The sequence below is a fragment of the Pseudomonas sp. LBUM1663 genome, assembly GCF_059695905.1.
The window spans coordinates 2,754,217-2,775,627 of the sequence record NZ_CP166792.1; the positions used below are offsets into that span (position 1 = coordinate 2,754,217).

Annotated in this window: 20 protein-coding genes; 10 read left to right on the forward strand and 10 right to left on the reverse strand. The window is 58.1% G+C overall.

Annotation, left to right across the window (positions count from 1 at the left end; translation table 11 throughout):
- Nucleotides 1–171: 171 nt before the first annotated feature.
- On the forward strand, nt 172–840 hold the full coding sequence (locus ACA075_RS12600; RefSeq protein WP_497298755.1) for an ATPase: 669 nt from the start codon (nt 172–174) through the stop codon (nt 838–840).
- 550 nt (nt 841–1,390) lie between these two features.
- Here the strand turns inward: ACA075_RS12600 and ACA075_RS12605 are convergent.
- Nucleotides 1,391–2,272: a serine hydrolase domain-containing protein gene (locus tag ACA075_RS12605; RefSeq protein ID WP_497298756.1), complete on the reverse strand. Its 882-nt coding sequence runs from the start codon at nt 2,270–2,272 to the stop codon at nt 1,391–1,393.
- Between the two features lie 115 nt (nt 2,273–2,387).
- Between ACA075_RS12605 and ACA075_RS12610 the strand changes: the two genes are divergently transcribed.
- Together ACA075_RS12610 and ACA075_RS12615 are read left to right on the forward strand one after the other, a co-directional pair.
- Nucleotides 2,388–3,176: a DeoR/GlpR family DNA-binding transcription regulator gene (locus tag ACA075_RS12610; protein ID WP_497298757.1), complete on the forward strand. Its 789-nt coding sequence runs from the start codon at nt 2,388–2,390 to the stop codon at nt 3,174–3,176.
- 10 nt (nt 3,177–3,186) lie between these two features.
- On the forward strand, nt 3,187–3,330 hold the full coding sequence (locus ACA075_RS12615) for a hypothetical protein (RefSeq protein WP_497298758.1): 144 nt from the start codon (nt 3,187–3,189) through the stop codon (nt 3,328–3,330).
- Nucleotides 3,331–3,391: 61 nt separating this feature from the next.
- Here the strand turns inward: ACA075_RS12615 and yghX are convergent, their stop codons facing one another.
- From yghX to ACA075_RS12630, 3 genes are all read right to left on the reverse strand, one after another.
- The gene (yghX, locus tag ACA075_RS12620; RefSeq protein ID WP_497298759.1) at nt 3,392–4,279 is read right to left on the reverse strand and encodes a YghX family hydrolase; all 888 of its coding nucleotides are present in this window, start codon (nt 4,277–4,279) and stop codon (nt 3,392–3,394) included.
- Nucleotides 4,280–4,528: 249 nt separating this feature from the next.
- Nucleotides 4,529–6,292: an L-lactate permease gene (locus ACA075_RS12625; RefSeq protein ID WP_497298760.1), complete on the reverse strand. Its 1,764-nt coding sequence runs from the start codon at nt 6,290–6,292 to the stop codon at nt 4,529–4,531.
- Nucleotides 6,293–6,435: 143 nt separating this feature from the next.
- Complete coding sequence (locus ACA075_RS12630; RefSeq protein ID WP_497298762.1) at nt 6,436–7,344, reverse strand: LysR family transcriptional regulator; 909 nt, start codon at nt 7,342–7,344, stop codon at nt 6,436–6,438.
- A 117-nt stretch (nt 7,345–7,461) separates the two neighbouring features.
- Here ACA075_RS12630 and ACA075_RS12635 point away from each other — a divergent pair, with 117 nt between their 5' ends.
- Nucleotides 7,462–8,511, forward strand: a complete 1,050-nt coding sequence (locus tag ACA075_RS12635; protein ID WP_497298763.1) for an SDR family oxidoreductase — start codon at nt 7,462–7,464, stop codon at nt 8,509–8,511.
- Between the two features lie 37 nt (nt 8,512–8,548).
- Complete coding sequence (locus ACA075_RS12640; RefSeq protein ID WP_497298764.1) at nt 8,549–8,785, forward strand: hypothetical protein; 237 nt, start codon at nt 8,549–8,551, stop codon at nt 8,783–8,785.
- Nucleotides 8,786–8,816: 31 nt separating this feature from the next.
- Here the strand turns inward: ACA075_RS12640 and ACA075_RS12645 are convergent, their stop codons facing one another.
- The gene (locus tag ACA075_RS12645) at nt 8,817–9,668 is read right to left on the reverse strand and encodes a CAP domain-containing protein (RefSeq protein WP_497298765.1); all 852 of its coding nucleotides are present in this window, start codon (nt 9,666–9,668) and stop codon (nt 8,817–8,819) included.
- A gap of 166 nt (nt 9,669–9,834) precedes the next feature.
- Here ACA075_RS12645 and ACA075_RS12650 point away from each other — a divergent pair, with 166 nt between their 5' ends.
- Nucleotides 9,835–10,455, forward strand: a complete 621-nt coding sequence (locus ACA075_RS12650) for a cell wall hydrolase (protein WP_094467789.1) — start codon at nt 9,835–9,837, stop codon at nt 10,453–10,455.
- Nucleotides 10,456–10,505: 50 nt separating this feature from the next.
- Here the strand turns inward: ACA075_RS12650 and ACA075_RS12655 are convergent, their stop codons facing one another.
- Complete coding sequence (locus tag ACA075_RS12655) at nt 10,506–13,988, reverse strand: hypothetical protein (RefSeq protein WP_497298766.1); 3,483 nt, start codon at nt 13,986–13,988, stop codon at nt 10,506–10,508.
- 854 nt (nt 13,989–14,842) lie between these two features.
- Between ACA075_RS12655 and ACA075_RS12660 the strand changes: the two genes are divergently transcribed.
- From ACA075_RS12660 to ACA075_RS12675, 4 genes are all read left to right on the forward strand, one after another.
- Complete coding sequence (locus tag ACA075_RS12660; protein WP_497298767.1) at nt 14,843–16,435, forward strand: esterase/lipase family protein; 1,593 nt, start codon at nt 14,843–14,845, stop codon at nt 16,433–16,435.
- Nucleotides 16,436–16,550: 115 nt separating this feature from the next.
- Nucleotides 16,551–17,483: a GlxA family transcriptional regulator gene (locus ACA075_RS12665; protein WP_497298768.1), complete on the forward strand. Its 933-nt coding sequence runs from the start codon at nt 16,551–16,553 to the stop codon at nt 17,481–17,483.
- Between the two features lie 104 nt (nt 17,484–17,587).
- The gene (locus ACA075_RS12670; protein WP_497298769.1) at nt 17,588–18,556 is read left to right on the forward strand and encodes a nitrilase-related carbon-nitrogen hydrolase; all 969 of its coding nucleotides are present in this window, start codon (nt 17,588–17,590) and stop codon (nt 18,554–18,556) included.
- 2 nt (nt 18,557–18,558) lie between these two features.
- The gene (locus tag ACA075_RS12675; RefSeq protein ID WP_219096690.1) at nt 18,559–18,843 is read left to right on the forward strand and encodes a hypothetical protein; all 285 of its coding nucleotides are present in this window, start codon (nt 18,559–18,561) and stop codon (nt 18,841–18,843) included.
- Nucleotides 18,844–18,908: 65 nt separating this feature from the next.
- Here ACA075_RS12675 and ACA075_RS12680 read toward each other — a convergent pair whose 3' ends face one another.
- From ACA075_RS12680 to ACA075_RS12695, 4 genes are read right to left on the reverse strand one after another with little or no spacing between them, the layout of a single operon-like run.
- Nucleotides 18,909–19,607, reverse strand: coding sequence for a dienelactone hydrolase family protein (locus ACA075_RS12680; RefSeq protein ID WP_497298770.1), 699 nt, complete (start codon nt 19,605–19,607; stop codon nt 18,909–18,911).
- 37 nt (nt 19,608–19,644) lie between these two features.
- Nucleotides 19,645–20,268, reverse strand: coding sequence for a glutathione S-transferase family protein (locus ACA075_RS12685; protein WP_094467786.1), 624 nt, complete (start codon nt 20,266–20,268; stop codon nt 19,645–19,647).
- 54 nt (nt 20,269–20,322) lie between these two features.
- The gene (locus ACA075_RS12690; RefSeq protein WP_497298771.1) at nt 20,323–20,838 is read right to left on the reverse strand and encodes an HvfX family Cu-binding RiPP maturation protein; all 516 of its coding nucleotides are present in this window, start codon (nt 20,836–20,838) and stop codon (nt 20,323–20,325) included.
- Nucleotides 20,839–20,895: 57 nt separating this feature from the next.
- Nucleotides 20,896–21,084, reverse strand: coding sequence for an HvfA family oxazolone/thioamide-modified RiPP metallophore (locus ACA075_RS12695; RefSeq protein ID WP_497298772.1), 189 nt, complete (start codon nt 21,082–21,084; stop codon nt 20,896–20,898).
- Nucleotides 21,085–21,411: the final 327 nt, after the last annotated feature.

Here is a 21,411-nt window from a genome sequence, read left to right on the forward strand (position 1 = left end):
ATCCACTCGCCATCACGTTCAACCTCAGGGGCAGGCGCTGAGTCACCCTGACGCCTCACTTCGCAACCATTCGTTTAATCAATAATCACCATCAAGGAATGCAAGTTCTGTTTTTTTGTCATGAGAGGAGGATAGCGTCATACCAAAGTCGCCTCTGAAGGAACCTGCGCGATGAGAATCTCTACCTTGCTGGCCCTTGTCGCCGTATTGACCGGCAGTGTTGCCGCCACCGTGCCGGCCTACGCGGCCGACCCGTCCTGCCATTTCCTGCCGATGGCCGACAGCACCGCCCGCTTGCAGCACACTCAATCGGTGGGCGTGCTCTACAGCGAAAACACCCTCAACTCGATCGAATACCTTGAGCAGTACCATTCTGTCGCGCTGAAGGGGGCGAAGAACCCGGCGCTGGATTCGCGCATCAGCAACGCCTTCGTCAGCAGCTCCGATCCGAAACTGGCGATCAACTGGCTGATGGGCTCGCTGCAAAAACAATTCGCTTCGGTGACCGTCTACGACAATCTCGACGCCCTGGTGCAAGCCCACCCCGATGTGGTGGTGATGCTGGACACCTACAGCCGTCTGGTGTCCAAGCGTAACAACCAGGTCGAAGCGCGATTCCTGGCCAAGTTCTACGACTCGAACCTGCAATACATTGGTAAGGCTGAAGGATCACGTGAGCAGCAGATGCCTTCGGTCTGGGTTCATGGCAAAGCCGCCCCGGAGATTGCTGCGCAGATTGACCAGCAAAATGCGGTGCAGCTGAATGCGTTGAAGCAGTTTGATGCTTCGTTGAAGGCGTTGGTGACGCCCGGTGATGGGGCGCGAGTCGCTAGCAACTGACGTACATCCAAAGTGATCCATCAATCCGCCAAACTTATTTGTGAATTCCCCACATCGAGGTCTGACTGCCCTCGCCACAGCACTTTATGATCTCCACACATTGGTCTGATCGACCCCGTACCTGTGGCGAGGGAGCTTGCTTCCGCTCGGCTGCGCAGCAGTCGTGAGTCCAGTGCACGCGGTTTGCCTGAATGAATGCGGTGGCAGGTTTTGGGGCCGCTGCGCGACCCAACGGGAGCAAGCTCCCTCGCCACAGGACATTGGTGAATTCCACACACCGAGGTCTGATGGCCCCCTCGCCACAACACTTTATGATCTCCACACATTGGTCTGAACGCCCCCATACCTGTGGCGAGGGGGTTTACCCCCGTTCGGCTGCGCAGCAGTCGTAAATCCTGTGCCCGCCGTTTACCTGAATGAACGCGGCTGCCGTTTTTGGGGGCCGCTTCGCGACCCAACGGGGGCAAGCCCCCTCGCCACAGGTTTTGTGTGCTCGCCACATTAATGTCACCGCCCTTGGTGGGGGAGGCTGGTCAGATGATTTTCAGATTTATTCAAGTGCCGCGCTTATCAGGTGGCGCACGACCTCGGCCTCCACAGCGCCTTCGTTGCCACTTTCATCAAAAACCGCGCAACTCGCCGAACGGCCGCCATCAACGCAGCGGTAAACCGCAATGATGCTGCCCGGACCGGCTCCCGTGTGACCGCTCAAGGTCAGGCCACCTTCCACGCTGCTCTGCATCAGACCGAGGCCGTACCCCGGAACCACCCAGGGGCGTCCTGCCATCGGTCCGCCCAGTGCGCGTGCCGTTTGCATCTCTCGCAGCAATGATTGCGGCAACAGGTGCCCGCCCAATAAACGATCCAGGCACAGGGCCGCGTCAGCAACTGAACCGACCAGCAAACCGTGATAGACCCAGCCTGGGTCGTAAGTCGAGGCCGCTCCCATGTCCACGCCCTCCAGATCGCCTCGCGTGGTTGCAAGGCGCACCCGCGACAAACCGAGTGGAGACAACACACGTCGCGTCAGCGCTTCCCCAAGCGCGAGGCCAGTCACGCGCTCAATCAGTCTGGCGACGAACAAATAGCCGACGTTCGAGTATCGCCAACCGTCTCCCGGTGCATAACGCAAACGGGCAGCATCAAGCCGTTGCAGCATTTCAGCGGCTGACCAAGGTGCGTCATGGCGGGCCACGGCGGCGTGGTAGTCCGCGAGCTCACTGTAATCCGCCAATCCGGCTTCATGCCGCAGTAACTGGCGCAACGTGAACGGGCCTTCAGGCGCAACATCATCCAGACCGATCAACCCATCACGCACCAGCGACAATGCTGCGGCGGCGAGTACCGTCTTGGTGAAACTCCACCACGGCACGGTTGCGTCGGGCTGCTCAGGCGTGAGGAGTGAACCGTTTGAGACAAGGGCGAAATGCATGGGTTGACTGCTCTGGAGGGAGGCGCCGGGGGAGTTTGCCAGAAAACAAAACCGCGATTGTGTTTGTGCAATGGTTTGGCTAATCTCGCACAAACACGCAAAATCAGGCATAAACATGCAAGATCAGCATTCGGCAGCCGAGCTTCCTTCCGTGCGCCGGCAAAAAATCCTCCTGATCCTCGAACGCGACGGCAAGGTCATGGCCTCGGAATTGAGTCATCATTTCGCCGTTTCGGAAGACACCATTCGCCGCGATCTGTCGGAACTGCACAACGCCGGTCTGGTGCAACGCGTGCACGGTGGTGCGCTGCCTCGTCCCAAGGACACGGGCAAGGATTTCCTCACTCGAGTGGGTGAAACCGACGAGGTAAAAGTGAACCTCGCGAAACTCGCCGCGCGACACGTCCGGGACGGTCAGATCGTGATGTTCGATTCGGGAAGTACCACGCTGCAGATCGCCCGGTCCTTGCCTTCGAATATTTCCATCACGGCCATCACCACATCGCCATTGACCGCGATTACCCTCGCGCAATACCCAGGCATCAAGGTGATTCTGGCGGGAGGGCAACTTAACCTGGCGACGATGTCGGTCAGCGGTCACGAGACCGTGCGCTTGTTGCAGGGGATCAAGGCTGACGTGCTGTTTACCGGGGTGTGTGCGATTCATCCGGAGGTCGGCATCAGCTCGCTGCATTTTGATGAGGTGCCAGTGAAGCAGGCGCTGTTTGACAGTGCCTCTCAAGTGATCGCCGTCACCACGGCGGACAAACTGGGTGCGGTGGAGCCGTACATCGTCGTGCCGTGCTCACGTTTGCACACCCTGATTACCGAGCGTCACGTGGCGTCGGGCGACATCGATGACTATCGCAAGCTGGGCATCGAAGTGGTGCAAGCACGCGCCTGAGCGATCAGCCATGCCCCAGCGCAATCGCAAACGACACCACGATCAAGCACGCAAACGCAAAATTGATGTTCATGAAGCTTTCGCCCGAATTATCAGAGGTGGCGCCATCCTGAACTCGCCGCTGAAAAATAAAAAATTCGGTTTCATGATTTAAAAGATCAAAGCAATCGATAGCTGCGTAGCCCACACCTGCAAACAACCCGAAAGATCGCAGCCTAAACCAGGTATTTGTTGAACCAGGCCACGGTCCTGTCCCATGCGAGCTTCGCGGCAGCTTCATCGTAGCGAGGCGTGGAGTCGTTATGAAAGCCGTGATTGCAGCCTGCGTAAATGAACGCCTCGTAGGTGTTGCCCGAGGCTTTCAGCGCTTTCTCATACGCCGGCCATCCTTCGTTGATGCCCTTGTCCAGCTCACCGTAATGCAGCAGTAGCGGTGCCTTGATTTTCAGCACATCTTCAGCCTTGGGTTGGCGGCCATAAAAGGGCACGGCCGCCGCCAGTTCCGGGTAGGCCACCGCCGCCGCATTGGAGACACCTCCGCCATAACAGAACCCGGTGATGCCGACTTTTCCCGTGGTCTTGTCATTTTTCATCAACCAGTCAATGGCGGCGAAAAAGTCATTCATCAGTTTTTCCGGGTCGACAGTCGCTTGTAACGCCTTGCCTTTTTCATCGTTGCCGGGATAGCCGCCCACTGAACTCAGGCCATCGGGGGCGAGGGCAATAAATCCGGCTTTGGCGACGCGCCGGGCAACGTCCTCGATGTAAGGATTGAGCCCGCGGTTTTCATGCACCACCAGCACCGCCGGCACTTTTCCGGTGGCTTTGGCCGGGCGCACCAGATAGCCGCGGACATTGCCGTGGCCCTTGGGCGATGGATAGGAAATGTACTCGGGGAGGATGTCCGGGTCGGTGAATTCAACCTGCTCGGCGAGCGCGTAGTTCGGGCTCAGCGAGGCGAGGAGGGCGCTGGCCGTCAAACCGCCAAGGGTGAACAGCGCCGCTCGATCAAGAAACTCGCGCCGGTTGATCTTGCCGTGGGCGTAGTAGTCGTAGAGCTCCAGCATTTCCGGGGCGAAGTCTTTGGCGGTGAGACGGTCCATGGGGGCGCTTCCCGTTGATTCGAATTCTGAATCAGTAAAGCAGTGTTTGGCGCAGTGACTTAGTTTTCGAAGCACGACGCCAGGAACCCCCTCACCGCCTGCAACGACGTCGCAGTGATTGGCGATGACGTTCGTACTCAGCATCTGGTGCAGCCGTTGGTGTCGTCGCTGACGGAGGGGCGTCTGACTTGATCCGGCGTTGCAAGCCATAACCCGGGCTACTCGCCCGGGTTATAGACCGTTAGACGTCTAGCGCCCGCCCACCACCATACTGCTGAACGGCGCCACATACGCCTGCAACGTCACCAACCCACCGACCAATATCGCCAGCACAATCGAGTGGAAGAACACATAACGCAGAATCTCCCCTTCATGCCCGTACCAGCGAGTGGCCGTGGACGCGACCACGATCGACTGGGCGTCGACCATTTTGCCCATCACCCCGCCGGAACTGTTGGCCGCCGCCATCAGCACCGGGCTGATGCCCAATTGTTCGGCGGTCACTCGTTGCAAGCCGCCGAACAGCACGTTCGAGGCCGTGTCGGAGCCGGTCAACGCCACGCCAAGCCAGCCGAGGAGGGTGCCGAACATGGGGTAGAAGATGCCGGTCGCGGCGAAGGCCAGGCCCATGGTGGCGTCGAGGCCCGAGTAGCGGGTGAGGAAGCCGAGCGCGAGCATGGCCGCAATGGTGATGAGTGAGTAGCGCACCACCCACAGCGTTCGCAGGTATTGGCGCGCCAGTTGCGGGATGGAATAACCCATCAGCAGGCCGCCGACGATGGCCGCCAGGAGGATGCCGCTGCCGGTGCTGGTGAACCAGGTGAACTTGTAGATCGCTTCTTCGGTTTTAGGCACAGGCACCACCGGCGGCACCTTTTCGACCTGCTGGTGCAGGGTGGTAAAGGTCACGACTGGAGCGAAGATCGGATTCGCTTCGCGCATCGGTTTGCCTTGTGGATCGAGCTTGGCGGAGTTGGTCGCCGGATCGATCGCCGGGCGGGTATCGAACATGTTTTTGAAGCCCTGGGTGCCCCAGGCGAACACGAATACCGTGAGGATGATCCACGGCATCCACGCGCGCATCACCGCCGGTTTGGCATCGCTGGCAAAGGTCGCGTTGGCCTCGGTTTTTTGCTCATGTTCCGGGTCGATTTTCGAGTTGTCGACGCGCCCGGTCAGGGCGGCCGATGTGTGGATCGTGGCCGGTTTCCAGACCTTGAGGAAACCGGTCAGGCACGCCATGGAGATCAGCGCGGCGATCACGTCCACCAGCATCGGCCCGTGGTAGTTGGACACCAGGAACTGCGGCACGGCGAAACTGACCCCGGCGACCAGAATGGCTGGCCAGATTTCCAGCATTTTGCGCCAGCCGGCAAAGGCCCAGATCAACCAGAACGGCACGAGCACCGAGAAGAACGGCAACTGCCGGCCGACCATCATCGACAGCTCCATTTCATCCAGGCCGGTGACCTTGGCCAGGGTGATGATAGGCGTGCCCAGTGCACCGAACGCCACGGGCGCGGTGTTGGCGATCAACGCCAGGCCAGAGGCGGCCAGCGGCGAGAAGCCCAAGCCGATCAGAATCGCCCCGGTCACCGCCACTGGCGTGCCGAACCCGGCAGCCCCTTCAAAGAAGGCGCCGAAGCAGAAGGCAATCAGCAGCAGTTGCAGGCGTCGATCGTCAGTGATGCGCGCAAGGGAATCCTGCAGCACTTTGAACGAGCCGTTTTCGGTGGTCAGCCGATGCAGGAAGATGATGTTGAGCACAATCCAGCCAATCGGCAGCAGGCCGTTGGCGGCGCCGTAGAGTGCCGCCGAGCCAGCCATGTTCGCCGGCATGCCGAAGGCAAAAATGGCAATCAACAAAGCCGAGCCAAGGGCCAGCAAGGCCGCCAGATGCGCCTTGATATGGAAAAACGCCAGGGATGCCAGCATCACCACCACCGGTACCGCCGCCATAATGGTTGAAAGCACCGGGTTACCGAAGGGATCGTAAATTTGCTGCCAGACCATGTTCCACCTCTGCTTTTTATTGTTGGTTGTGCAGGCCCCGGGCGGGGTTGGTGGAATGGAGTATAGGTGGCATTACGCCGCTGTCCCGGGAGGTTCGTCGCAGCCTCGCGCTGCTCGGCAGCTGCTACAGGGGATGTGTGGAGTTAGAAAGGCCCGGAGTCGATTTCAATCGGGTGGGTCGCCATCCATTCCTTGAGATGAGCGACAAAGCTGCGGACAGTAGGGGCGATGTTTTCCCTTGAAGGGTAGACCGCATAGATTCCGCCTGAGGGCTCGACTGTCCAGTCAACGAACGCCTCCACCAGTTTCCCGGAGCGCAAGTCATCGCCGACATGCCAGTCCGCGAGCAGTGCGATGCCATGCCCGTCGAGCGCCATTTGACGCACGATTTCGCCCAGGCCGGATTCGAAACGGCTGCGCATTTTGACGGTTTTTTCGACGCCGTCTCGTGCCAGTGTCCAGCGATTTTCCTTGCCGATTATCAGCCCGTCATGCAGTGGTAACTCTTTTGGCGAGGTGGGCATACCGTGCTTTTCCCAATACGCCGGGGCGGCACACACCAGGCGCCGGGAGGGTGAAATCTTCTGTGCAATCAGGGTTGAGTCGGCCATGACGCCGTGGCGAATCGCGAGATCAACGCCTTCGGCCACCAAGTCGACCATCCGGTCCGTCGGGTCCAGGTCCACGATAACCTTCGGATAGCAACTCAGGTAGCTGCTAACGACGCCCGACAAGTAAACCAAGGCAAACGTGGCAGAGGCGGTGATTCTCAGGCGTCCGCTGATTTCGGTCTCATCGAACAAACCTCGTTCGGCGTCCTGGACGCTGGCGAGGATGGCTTGAGCATGCAGATAGAGTTTTTGCCCATCCGTCGTCGGGCTCAATTTTCGTGTGGTGCGGTTGAACAGCCGTCGGCCGACACGATCTTCAAGGGCGAGCAGGCGCTTGCTGCCGCCTGCGGCTGTCATGCCGAGGCGTTCAGAGGCGGCCCGGATAGAGCCTTCCTCAAAAACCGCGGTGAAAAGGCGCAATTCGTCGATGGAATCCAGCATTGGATTAACAACCATTAGGACCGAAAGATTCAATAACTATCGCCTATTGCTTTCGTTTTTTCGATGATAACTTTTATGCCAATGGCAACTGCCCAGTGAAACAATGAGGATCACGTCATGAGCAATACCCACGTAGCCCTGGTAGTCGGATCAAGCGGCATTATTGGCAGCGCGCTGGTTGAGGCACTGGTCAACGCCCCTGACTGGAAGGTTCGAGCCCTGCGCAAGACCTTCGTCGAAGGTGTCGAGACGATCGATTGTGACCTGAGTGATCCCCGAGCGACCCAGGCCGCACTGGCTTCTGCGTCTGACACCACTCACGTGTTTTACGCCGCGTTGCAGACCGACCCGGATCTGGCGCGCGAATCCGAGATCAATGCCGCCATGCTGCGCAACGTGCTGGATGGTTTGAAAGCGGTCGGCGCACCGCTTCAACGCGTGGTGCATTACCAGGGCGCCAAGGTCTATGGCGTTCATCTGGGGGCCAGCGTGGCGCCGTTTTACGAGGACGACCCACGCCACATTGCGCCGAACTTCTACTACGCGCAGGAAGATGTGCTGCGTGAACGTCAAGCCAGCGAAGGACTCGACTGGACCATTCTCAGGCCCGATGTGGTGGTGGGGGATATCGCCGGCAATCCGATGAACATTGCGATGGTGATCGGTGTGTTCGCAGCGTTGAGCAAGGCGGCCGGTGTTCCGTTGCGCTTTCCGGGTTCCATGCGTACCTACCGCGAAGTGGTCGCGCAAGTGACCGATGCCCATTGGCTCGCTCGCGCCAGCCTTTGGGCGGCCCTGGCACCGACGGCGCGCAATGAAGCGTTCAACCTGGTAGGCGAACCGTTCCGTTGGGAGCGCCTCTGGAGCAAAGCCGGGCATGCATTGGGTATGGACGTCGCGCCGCCTCAACCCTTTTGCCTCGCCAGGCACATGCCCGGCAAGGCAAAGGACTGGGAACGTCTGGCCAACGCCCACAACTTGAACCCGATGCCGTTCAACAAGCTGGTGGGTTGGCCGTTCGGTGATTTCATCTTCAACACCGAGTTCGACATGATTTCCGATATGAACAAGATTCGGCGTGCGGGTTTTACCGAAGTCGTCAACAATGAGGAGATCATGATCAACGCGTTGAAACGGCTTGCACAGAAGGGGGTTATTCCCGATTAACCCGTTACTCGGCTATCACCGACGAGAGGATGCAGCGATGACTGAACGCCATGAGGAACACAAGGAAACGCTTTCCAACGGATGCAGGATCGAGGTGAAAGCCGAGATATTGAGGGACGGCTCCCTGAAGATGTTCATCGGCGTTTACCGGCCGGATGGCTCGGTCATCGAAGAGGACAATGACCCGCGCCCGCATCTGTTGGACATGGAAGACGCTTTGGCGTGGGCAATCGAAAAAGCCAAAGACATCGGCAACCAACAACACACGTTGTAAGAGCGGTGAACCACCGCTCTGAACATCGCCCCTATTGCGTACCGAACATGGCTGTCCAGTAGATCCCGGCGTCACTCTTTGGATCAACCGCATAGGCCGCGCCCAGTTCGCGGAACTGTGGGTTCATCAGGTTGGCGCAATGCCCGGGGCTGGCCAGCCAGCCATCGACGACCTTGCGCGGGGTGTCTTGCCCGGCAGCGATGTTCTCGCCGACCTCCTGATAGTTGTAACCCGCCAGTTCTGCGCGATCCCCCGGTGTGCGGCCGTCGCGGTCCTTGTGGTCGAAGAAATTGTTATTGGCCATGGACCGGGTATGTTCCTGGGCCGCGGTCGCCAGCGTTGCGTTCCAGGCCAGCGGAGTGGTCGCGGCAAACGGTTGACGACCGCACTGGCGGGGTTGGGTACGGGCGGCGTTGAGCATTTCCAGGAGCTTCTGGCCTTCCACGGCGGCGTCGCCCAGGCGCGCGGTCAATAGCGGTCGCGCCAGCACAATGCGCCAGTCTCGACCCTCGTGGCTGACCCCGACATCGATGAATTGCGGGTTCAGCACCACTTGGCAAAAGCTCTCCTTGATCGCCGTGATGGCGGACTGCGCATCTCGCGGGCCGGACAAAGTGATCGCCTGCACGTTGACCATCGGGTACGACGCGCGGGCCATGGCCTGCTGCAACTCGACGGGCCCGCTGGCCGATAACACCAGACGCGAATCGCTCGTCAGCGGCGGCAATTCCGATGACGCCTGACCGGCGCAACGCTGCACCTGACTGCGGTAAACGTTGATCGACTCGACCAGTTGCGTCTCTTCGTTCGCCATGGCGGTGGCAGCGCACAGCAACCCCAGCGGCAACACGGCAAAACGCAGAGCGGATGACAGGACGCGCATGGAAATCTCCCTTGAATTGATTGCGCTCATGATGCGCGATTCCACCCCATGTCGCGCAATGCCTTTTTGCGCTTAGTTGTCCGCCTGCTGACATGATTTGGCTACTACACTTAAGCCAAGTCGCCAAACGGGCGCTTCCCTCGACGCCACACAGAGTGTCTCCGCCATGTTCCTCAAATGGTCAGCTACGTTTCTCGTCATTACCCTTATCGCAGGCCAGGTGATTGCCGACGACCAGCAGCAGAAAAAGGAAGTGGCTGAAGACAAGGCCCAAGTGCTTGAGCAGAAAGCCGCGGAGAAGGGCGGCGATCTGCCCGTACCGAAATCCGAGGCAATCACCCAACCTGAAGTCCAGGCGGTCGATCCTGTCGGCAAGTCACCGCTGGACGACCCCATCACCTGCATGGCTCGCTCCATTTACTGGGAGGCCAAAGGCAAGGACACCGCCGACATGGAAGCGGTCGCCAACGTGGTCATGAACCGCCTCGGCCACGCCGGTTTCCCCGACACCGTGTGCGCGGTGGTCAAGCAAGGTTCCGAGACCAAGAGCTGCCAGTTTTCGTGGTGGTGCGACGGGCGCCCGGACACGGTTCAGGAAGAGACGCAATATGCCTTGGCCAAGGAAATCGCGCGCAAGGCACTGAACAAGCAGCTCCCGGATCGCACCGGTGGCGCGATGTATTTTCATGACCGCACGGTGAAACCGGATTGGGCCAAGGAGTACATCAAAACCGCTGAAACCGGGATGTTCCGGTTTTACAAACCGCATGATGGGTCGGCGAAGTAGGTCGTCATTTAAAAGGCCATGGGCGCTCAATGGGCGCCCATGACATGCCGCTAGAACTTCGCGTAGTTCAACGCATCGACCAGTGCCGAACCCCCTATGCCGGTCAGTGACAACAACAGCGCTCTGACCAGGGGCTCTTCGGAGTAGCGTGAAAACGAACCGGTGTTGAGCGTCGCGATGCGGTCGCGGATCATCTGGAATTTTTCGTAGCGAACGGGATCGCGAGCTTTTGGCGTTTCCAGCAGATAGGTATCCAGACGACTCAATGCAACAGTACGTGCCTTTTCCGCCGCCCGGCGCAACGACAGCGCGGAGGCGAGCAGTATCAGCGCGGTCAGCAGAAAGGTGATGACGATACTGGGCGGTGTCGGCCAGTTATCGAACAAGCTGCTGCGAGACGCCAGCAGGATCAACATGACCACTGTCGGCGCATAAATCAGGCGGCTGACCGCCGAGGTGCGTTTGGCGATCAGCTGCAGATCCACCCACTCGTCGATGCAGGGATGCTTGAGCATGCCGAAGATTTTCTGATGTTCGCGCTGCAACGTTTTGGGCCAGATCGCATGATGCTCGCTCAGGTGGCGGATGAATCGCGTCAGCAGCAGATTGGCATCCACGACCCAGAACACCAGCACCTGAAAAACCAGGGTAGGAATCAGCCAACTGATGAGCCATCCCATCGATTCGCCACGTACGGGAATCCGCTCCATTGGCCAAATCACAAACAGCACACTGGTGACCACGACGAAAATCCACGTGGCGAGAAGGGCGCGCAGCATTCGGGCACCGAACGACCCGCAAATGCAATGCTCACCCCAGAAACGCGCGATGGAAATCATCTGCCGCCCGTCCCCGCAAGTGGCCTGTGGGGATGTGCAGGTCTTCGACCATTTGTCATTGGCGCTCATCAGCGGGAAAAAAATCAGTAGCAGGAAATGCCCCAGTTCGTTGCACCAGCGGCGCAAGTTCCAACGCCTGCCTCTGCGAATAAAACGTAGAACCTGCGCGCACAAACCTATTTGATATCGGCGCATGTAATTCAGTAAATGGTAGTTCTTTTCGATCTCGATCCTGTTGATGCGCAGGTTGCGCCAGCCCCATGCCAGTGCCGAGAGCGAGATCAGTACGGCGGCCACGCGCAGCGCCACGGTTGGCCAGGCACTGATGCCTTCAAACAGGAACATCGGTTCACCCAGCCCGTTGCCGGTCAATGTGCTGCGCATCTGATACGCCAGCATCAACGCAAGGATAAAGCCGACGAGGGGGACAACGATGTACCACGCCGAAGAGTCGTAAAAGCCACTGCCAGGTGTGGCAGTCGAGTCGTTGTGTGCCGACTGCTCGGAGCGGCGTGTCAGGTTCGAAGAAATAATTCCCAGCAGGATCAACACGAACGTGAACCAGAGAAACTCCGCGTGCCAGAAGCGAGTGGCAATAAATGCACAGGCTGCCGCGACCATATACAGCGTCATGGGCACACCGCGCACCCAGTCAAGCTTGGCGTCGGGCTCGACTTTCGTTCCCGAGATCCAGCGCCAGACAATGAACCCGGTGATTAAAAGCAGCATGAACGTCAGTGGCCCGGCCCAGAAGAACGATTGGGCATGCATGAATCGATCGCGCACGGACTGGGAGGCCACTGGATAGGGCGGGGGCGAGGGATCCTGAAGGCAGCGCAACGACATAAGGTCGTGTGGAAGTATGCCGTGGTCTGACTTGGATAAGAGTGTCGGCGCTTCGCAACTCGTGGGGCGTTTTAGCGTCACCGGGCTCGCCAGTGGGATAAAGCCGCTGATGCCGACTTCATAGATGCCGGGCGAGAGCAAATCCGATTTCGAGTAGTCGAATTTCGCTCGCTTGGCATCGAAGGATTGTGGCGCCAAGGCCGCCAGCACAGAAACAAACACCGAACTTTGCAGGCTGTCGCGAAACGGCGGCACGTCTTGTTGCAGGGCGCGTGTCAGCGCCAGTCCATAAGGTGCCGCCAGAATCAGGTTGCGGGTGGTTTCTGCCTGGCCTCGTTGCAACATGCGTGCGTCGAGGTCGGTGGAGAAGTACAACTTGTACGGCATGCGACTTTTGAGGGCCTGCAACACCAGCAGTTTGTCGTAGGCATCGACGCCCAGTATCGCGATGGCACCGATGCCGCTTTCGCCGTTGCGTCGATACGCTTCGTCCTCCCGGGCGATGTGGTCGGCGAGGCGTCGCAGGTAATCCAGCTGGGAATTGCCGTCGGCTTTCTCCAGTGGGCTGAGGTCGATTTTGCTCGCGTCTTTGGCGTTTTTGCTGGCATCGGTGCTGGCTGTTTTATCACTGCTCGCGGATTCCTCCGGGAGGCGTCCGTCCAGGCCTCGCAGATAGCTGAAGCGCAAGACCCATCTGTCGACCACCGTCTTGTCATCTTTCTCCGTCAGCCCGGCTTCACCCGCAACCCAGCCCTTGAAACTTTCGATCAGTGCCCGGCTGTAAAAACTGTCCCACTCGGAGATCAACGCGATACGGTCAGATGGCCGTGGCCAGCTTTCTTCCACGCATCTGGATTTGAATCGCTGCAAATTGTCTTTGCTGCAACGCAAACCGGCAGCCGGGTTTACGTCGCGCAGTTTCATTTCCTCCAGGATCAATTGCGTCATGGTGCCGTCGTCGCTGACAGTGCGCAGCAACTTCATGGGCAGTTTTTTTTGTGGTGGTGGCGTCGGAATGTTGATGCTGTTGTTGAGCGTTATGTTGTCGGCGGTGGCCAAGGGGGAGTAGATCTCGACATTGGCGGTTGCCTCGCCGTTGGCGTCATCCTGATACATGCCACGCAGGATGGTTGAGGTGGCGGGGCCGATGACTTTGAGGACGGTGTGATTGTCGGCCAGCGGGCAACCGTTCATCGCAGTCTTGCACACCAGGCTTTGGCGCAGTTTTTCCAGTTGCTTCAGCGGCTCTGAGCCCAGCGCGTCTTGTTTCAGCCAGAACACAACCGTCTGGTTCGCTGGCTTCGGACCTCCTTCAAGCCCTGCGGGCCGATCCAGTGGATTGGAGACAAAGATTTCATAGGGAACGTCCAGAAATTTATCGGTGGCCGAGGGATCAACCGAAAGGTCGGCCTTGAGTCTCAGACAATGGATGTACTGTTCCTGATCCGGCACCCTGTGCGAGTTCTTGAACCCGGCAAGCAGGGCATAGCGCGTACGACGCCGCCGCTCAACTTCGTCGGCATAAGGGCCACCTTCCACCAGCGCCACCATGATGTCCGGCGCAGAGGCTGTGTCAGCCGGCAAGGAAACTCCAGGCATGCAAAACTGCTTGGCATCCAGATTGTCGCTATCCTTCAGCTTCTTGCGATAACGCTCCAGCGCGTCGAACGGGTCCTGCCACAACCGCGCTTCAATGGGCAATTGCGCCTGAAACTGTGCACCGAGGGGCCGTGGTTCCAGAAACGGTTCACGGGTCAATGCAAACGTTGATACGACCAAACTGAGGATAACTGCGCTGCCTGGCAGCCAGAACGCCAGGTTAGTACCCGAATCCTTGTTGTTATCCATGGCCATTTCCTCGGAGTGTCGGCCGGTTGTTACTTTTAATGTATAGACCTGATCAAGATAGCGGGTGGCAGACTGAAAATAGTCTGCGTGTTGAGATTTTCGTTTCTGGCTGCTTTGTTGGGTGTGAATAAATGTCGGGGAAGTTGTCGGGTGTTAAACGAAGGCGCGATGTTTCGTGTTGAATGGTTACTGACTTAATACGTCGCTTGAATGGCGTGCCGGGTTAACCAGGGAAGGTCGAGTTGCAGTTCGTTGAGTGCTAATCAGAGTGCTTTGTAATCAGGCTACAAAATAATATTAGTGCGATGTCCAGTTTGATTTTTAGCGGGCTGCAGTGTGTCGGGCAGCGTTAGCGGGGCCGGTCTTGAGCCCGGCGCCTTGTCTTGCGACATTTCTTTAGTTTGGATTAATAAAGCTGTTGCACTGAGAGGGCGATTCCCGTTATCGGTGGGGCGTCGGGTTTTGAGTTGTACTTTTTGGATCCATTTCTGTCGGCGGCCAATCATACGTTTGTTACAGAAGTGTTGTGTAAAGCAGTCCATAGGAGATCGGTGCAAGTCCTTGTTAAATAAATATCCTGATTGTCAGAGCGTGAGTTTTATTTGGATCCACGGTGCTATCGGTAATGACCAATCGAAATATCGCTGACGGGCTGATTCCGAAATGTTCCATGGCCAATTCGGCGCGCTCCTATTATCACCACCATGATCGAAGTATGGGTGTGGTCATTTATCGAAACTCTGTAGCGTGCTATCTAAGTTTGGTTGTAACACCATCAAAACACTCGGTGCCGGGTTGAACTAGCCAACTTAATCAACGCACCGTCCTGCTACTGCGAAAAGAGGCGTGCAAACATGCCACACGGTTATCCCATCATTTACATCCGTGGTTACGCGATGACGGTCGACGAACGAAATGAAACCGCCGCGGATCCGTTCTGTGGTTTCAACGTCGGTTCAACGTTGTATCGCGCCACTGCCAATAAGGCTCAGCGACCCGAGAAGTTCGTTTTCGAATCGCCCTTGGTGCGCCTGACTACTGAATACCAATACCAGCATGTCTACCAGAATGGGCTGGACATCATGGATGAAGGGTGGGAACCGCCCAAGGATGACGAAGGCAAACCCATCCCCGGCATTCCTCCGCGCTCGATCGTGATACTGCGGTATTACGACGACGGATCGATTTATCTAGGGGATGGCAACGCTCGAAATATCGAAGAATATGCCAGACGGCTGAACGCCTTGATCCTCAAAATCAAAACCCTGGTGTGCCAGTATCGCGAGGCCGATGGTTCGGTCATGGACCCGAAAAAGTTTCAATGCTATCTGGTGGCGCATTCAATGGGCGGCCTGGTGGCCCGGGCATTCCTTCAAAGCATCGACTCGGACTTCGAAGAGGCACGCAAGACGGTCAACAAATTGTTCACCTTTGCCACGCCGCACAATGGCATCGATGTGCTTGGCTTGAACGTCCCCAGTTGGCTGACAGATGACCAGAAGAACACGTTCAACCGGGACATCATGGCGAGGTATCTGAATCTTCAGGATATTTCTCACAAGTTTAAGGGGCGGGTGGATCTGATACCCGCCAGTGCATTAAAACCGGAGCGGATCTTTTGCATGGTCGGCACCAATCGCGGTGATTACGAGGTGGCGCAAGGTGTCGTTCGGGCGTTTGTCGGCAACGGTTCCGACGGCTTGGTGCGAATTGACAACGCGTCCCTGTGGGGCTTGGATAAAAACCTTAAGCCGACCCAGGTAGCCACGGCTTATGCCTATCGCTCGCATTCCGGCTATTTCGGCATCGTCAACTCCGAGGAGGCTTATCAGAATCTGGTGCGTTTCCTCTTTGGAGACGTTCGGGTCGATATCAGCCTGTTGGTCGAGAGTGTTTCCTTACCCGCAGTCATTCAGGAAAAAGTGAATGATGGCGCAAAACTTGAAGCCGGTTATCAATTCGAATTTCGTGCCGCCCCCAAAGGCAAGCGCTGGTTTCTTACGCGGCGACAATCGATCGAAGACTCGCCGGCTTGTCGCTCGCATGAAGAGCTCACAGGCCCTGATAACGGTAAACGAACGGTGTATTTGTCCAGCGTATTTCTCTCCAAACGCGGAAAAGTTGATACGGACAAGGCACTTTCGTATGTGATGACCTTTGCCGCCAAAGTGCCGGACTACATCATCAATCATCGCTTCTGGCCCGATGCCCACTATGAAGGCACGGATCTTTTTCGAGGAACCGCCATCGTCAAGTTGACGCCACCCGAAAACGCGAACGGTGACTGGAATGTCAGCCTTGCCTGGATGGAAGACCCACACAGCGCAATCACTAAAACGGTCCATATAACAGGCGATGACTTTATCGAAATTGATCTGCCGTTTGATCAACCCCGAGCGCCCGGTATCAAGGGACTTCTGCGGTTGAAGGTCCGGCCGTGGGATTAATGCCCTGAGGAGGTCATCGACGGTTCTTACACAGCGCATGGCGACGGGCGTACAGTGCAGGTCGGCTGACTGTAAAGTCGGCACACCACCTTTAAGGTCATAAGGGGCCGTCGTCGTGCACACCATCGGACTCATCGTTTACCCCGGCTTCCAGGTGCTGGGCCTCGCCATGTGCGCCACCTTCGAGTTGGCCAATATGGCGGCCGACGAGCCGGTGTACAGCATCGCGTTGCTGTCCGAGCAGGGCGGCTCAGTGAAAACCTCTGCCGGATTCGGTGTGGAAACCAGCGCATTCGACCAACGCACGTTCGATACGCTGCTGGTGATGGGCGACAATCTGATCCGCCCGACATCGCCGGGCATGGTGGCGTTTTTGCGCAACGCCAGCCAGACCACCCGACGCCTGGGCTCGATCTGCACCGGCGCGATTGCGCTGGCGGAGGCGGGTTTGCTGGATGGTCGGCGGGCGACGACTCACTGGTGTCATGCGCCGGCCTTGCAGCGGGCGTACCCGAAAGTGAAGGTCGAAGAAGATCGCATCTTTATCAACGACGGCAACATCTGGACCGCCGCCGGCATGAGCGCTTGTGTCGATCTCGCACTGGCGCTGGTGGAAAAGGATCTGGGCGCCGAGGTCGCACGTGTGGTGGCCCGGCAACTGGTGGTGTATCACCGACGAGCAGGTGGGCAGTCGCAGTTTTCGGTGATGCTCGAACTAGAGCCCAAGACCGATCGTATCCAGGCCGCGTTGACCTATGCCAAACACAACCTCAAATCAGCGCTGTCGGTCGAAGAACTGGCCGGCGCAGCCAATCTCAGCCCACGGCAGTTCAGCCGGGTGTTCCATGCCGAAACCGGTCAATCCCCCGCCAAAGCCATCGAAAACCTGCGGGTGGAAGCCGCCCGGCTGATGATGGAAACCGGTCGGCACTCCATCGATGTGGTGGCCACCGACACCGGATTTGGTGATCGCGAGCGTATGCGCCGGGCGTTTATCCGGGCGTTCGGGCAGCCGCCGCAAGTGATCCAGCGCGCCAACCGAGCTTGACGCCGGACATGTCCTAAAAGGTGGTGAATTAGTCATTTGAGACGAAATATGATTGCCGTAATATTGATCTCGTTGAAGCCCATTCCCTCAGCGAGATCACCGCCATGTCGATTGTCAAAGCCGCCGCCGTCCAGATTGCTCCTGTTCTCTATAGCCGTGAAGGCACGGTAGAAAAAGTCGTTAACAAGATTCGTGAACTCGGCGAGAAGGGCGTGCAGTTCGCCGTTTTCCCCGAAACCATCGTGCCGTACTACCCCTATTTTTCCTTTGTGCAGAGCCCTTTCAAAATGGGTTCCGAGCACTACAAACTGCTGGAACAAGCCGTGGTTGTCCCTTCCGCAACCACCGATGCCATCGGCAAGGCAGCCAAAGAAGCCAACATGGTGGTGTCCATCGGCGTCAACGAACGCGACGGCAGCACGCTCTACAACACCCAGTTGCTGTTCGATGCTGACGGTACCTTGATTCAGGCGCGTCGCAAGATTTCGCCGACCTATCACGAACGCATGATCTGGGGCATGGGCGATGGCTCAGGCCTTCGTGCGACCGACAGCGCGGTCGGGCGTATCGGCCAACTGGCCTGCTGGGAACATTACAACCCGCTGGCCCGTTACGCCTTGATCGAAGATGGCGAACAGATTCACGCCTCGATGTACCCGGGCTCATTCGCCGGTCCGCTGTTCACCCGCCAGATGGAAGTCAGCATCCGCATGCACGCCCTGGAATCGGCTTGCTTCGTGGTGAACTCGACCGCGTGGTTGTACCCGGAGCAGCAAGCCCGAATCATGGCTGACACCGGCTGCGAGATCGGTCCGATCTCCGGCGGTTGCTACACCGCGATCATCGATCCTCAAGGTGAAGTGGTCGGCGCGCTGACGGAAGGCGAGGGCGAAGTGATCGCTGACATCGACCTGTTCCAGATCGAAATCCGTAAACGTCAGATGGACGGCCGCGGTCACTACAGCCGTCCGGAAATACTGAGCCTCAACATCGACCGTACGCCCCATCGCCATGTTCACGAACGCAACGACCAGCCGAAGCTGTCCGTCACTGCGCAAACGGAAGAGGTGTGATCATGAAAGTCATGGCCATCGGAACACTCAAACCCCTGACCGCCGAACAGCGCGTCGCTTACCTGCCCGCCGAAGTGCCCGCTACCTTGCAGCTGTACCTGGACGGCAAGATGGAACAGTTCTGGATGCGCGACAACGAAGCGGGGGTGATCTTCCTGATGACCGTTGATTCGGTCGATGAGGCTGATCGTTTGCTCAAGGCATTGCCGCTGGGGGCAGTCGATTTGCTGACCTTCGAACTGATGCCGATCGGGCCGCTGAGTCCGCTGGGGATGCTGATCAAGTAAGCGCGGTGCAAAAAAAAGGCACCTTCATCGCTTGATGAAGGTGCCTTTTGCGTTGGCGTCAGGCTTTACAACTCCTGCCCCAAAAAGATCAACGTATTGCCATGCGCCTCAGCCGCTGCACGCTGGTTGTAACTGTCGCGATGCGAGCAGTTGAAACCATGTTCGGCCTCCGGGTAGACAACAATTTCCACGTTGTCGTTGTTGTCGAAACGCTCGGCGATTTTTTCCACGGCTTCCAGTGAAATGTGGCTGTCCTGTTCACCGAAGTGCATCAGCAACGGCACCTCGATTTCGTCGGCGCGGTCCAGATGGTTCTGGATCCCGCCGCCGTAGTAGGCGACAGCCACATCCACCAGGCCATTGGTGGCGGTGAGGTAGGACAGCAAGCCGCCGAAGCAATAACCGATGGAAGCGATGCCGCCGTCCAGGCCAGGTTGCGCATCCAGCGCTTCGATGGCCAGTTTGATGTCGTTCTGCGCCTTGTCGATGTCGGTGGCGTTCATCAGTTCGACGGCGCGTTTCCAGCCAGCTTCGTCGTAAGTCAGTTCGATGCGGTGGCCATTGCGCCAGAACAGGTCCGGCGCAATCACCAGGTAACCATCGGCGGCGTATTGCTCCGCGACTGAACGGATGTGTTCATTCACGCCGAAGATTTCCTGGATCAGCACGATCCCCGGACCTTTGCGGGTATGCGGAATCGCCAGGTAAGCGCCGAAGGTGCCTTCGTCGCTGTCGATCTCGATCCATTGGGTGGTCACGCTCATGGTGGCTCCTGTCTACGCAAGTGAGTGGGGTTGAGGCTTATTTCGGCTGCGTGGCCTTATAGCTTGGCAGAGACTGCATACGTTTCCACCATCCGTCGAAACCGTCCACTGAAAACACCTGTGGCGCATCCGGCGTCATCGCGATGTAGGCGCAGCCTGGTGCCAGGTAAAAGTCACCGATACTGGGTTCAAGACCTGCGATATACGGATCGGTGCCTTTTATTTTCATCAGCTCGCGCAACACCCGTTTCGAGTTCTCGATCCCTTTGCGGCGCGACTCTTCATTCTGCCCGCCAATGAAGTCAGGAAAAAGATGGTAGCCGAACACCTGCACCAGGTTGCCGTAGCCATAGGAATCGTAGATGCCCTGGGCCATGTGGGTGCGAGCGCGGTCGTGGGCGTTATCCGGTGTGATGGAGGGCCCGGGCAGTACTTCGTCCAGATAGGCCACGATCGCGCCGGTTTCGATCACCCGGAAACCGTCATGGTCGATGACGGGTACCTTGCCGAAGGGGTGCCGCACCAGATGTTCCGGCAGGTGCGGCTCGCCTTTGATCACGTTGACCTGCACCTGGTCGAAGTCCGCGTCTTTCTCCGCAAGCAGCATTTTCACTGTGCGCACATAGGTACTGCCGTCAAAACCGTAGAGAGTGAGGCTCATGGCGATTGCTCCGTTTTTCAAGGGAGTGGAGGACGCGCCCGAACCTCTGGTCGGTCAATGCTGAGTGCGACGCCAGAAAAATCGGGCCAACAGTGCATCCAGGCTGAGCTTGCCGGCACCCGAGAGCAACAACGGCATCATGGCGGCGAGGTAGATCAGCGGCAGCTTAAAGTTGCCGTGACCCTTGTTGCTGATGGCGTAACCCTGGGCAAGCTCACTCAATGTAGACCAATCGGCCGGCCAGTGAACGGCAGCGGTCGCGACAATCGTAACAACGATCAGAATGATGGCCGATACCCGCGTTCCGAAGCCGACCAGGATGGCCAGGGCGCAGATCAGTTCGGCCCACATCGACAGTTCCCAGTTCAGCGTGGCCGGCACGTGGTTGAACGGAAACGGGAAGGCGTCCTGGATGTCGGCGAACCAGTTCTCTCCGTTCCATTTTTCCAGGCCCGACTCGAAGAATTCCCAGGCAATGAACAATCGCAGCGTCAAAGGCGCGAGCCAGCTGCCGGCACGGTCGAGGTTCAGGTGCAGGCCTTTCACGGCCGATGAAATTGAGGTGTTCATGAGCTTGATCTCCGTTCAGTCAGGAAGGCGGGGCAGCGGTTGCCCCGCGCAATCGGGTTACTCGCCGGCGCCGCACTTGCCTTCAGCGGGTTTTTCCGCAGTGTCGGCCTGGACCTGGCTGTAGCCGTGGGCCAGCTGTTTCATGCTGAACGCTTCGGATTCGGAAGCCGAAGCCACGTTGGACAGGGCCAGGCCGCCGGCGATGATCAGGCCGAGGGTCAGGGAAGAAGTCGAGAGCTTGAACATGGTGATACTCCGTAGCGTTGAGTGAGTTGAGCGCTTTGATCGGCTGGGCCAATCGACACGCACAGTTCATCAAGCGGGTGTATCTGCGATGTGTCTTTGGTCCGGGGTTTTATGGATGAGGTGTGTCGCAGGCGGGTCTGTACACACTCAGATACACAGCCCCTGGAACTCCTCAGCTAGAACGCAACCCTGTAGCAGCTGTCGAGCCCCAGCGAGGCTGCGTTCGGCGGCGAAGCAGTCGTAACCCCTGTGCATGCGATTCATCTGGACTACCGAGCCGCTTGTTCACGACTGCTGCGCAGCCGAACGCAGCCTAGCTGGGGCTCG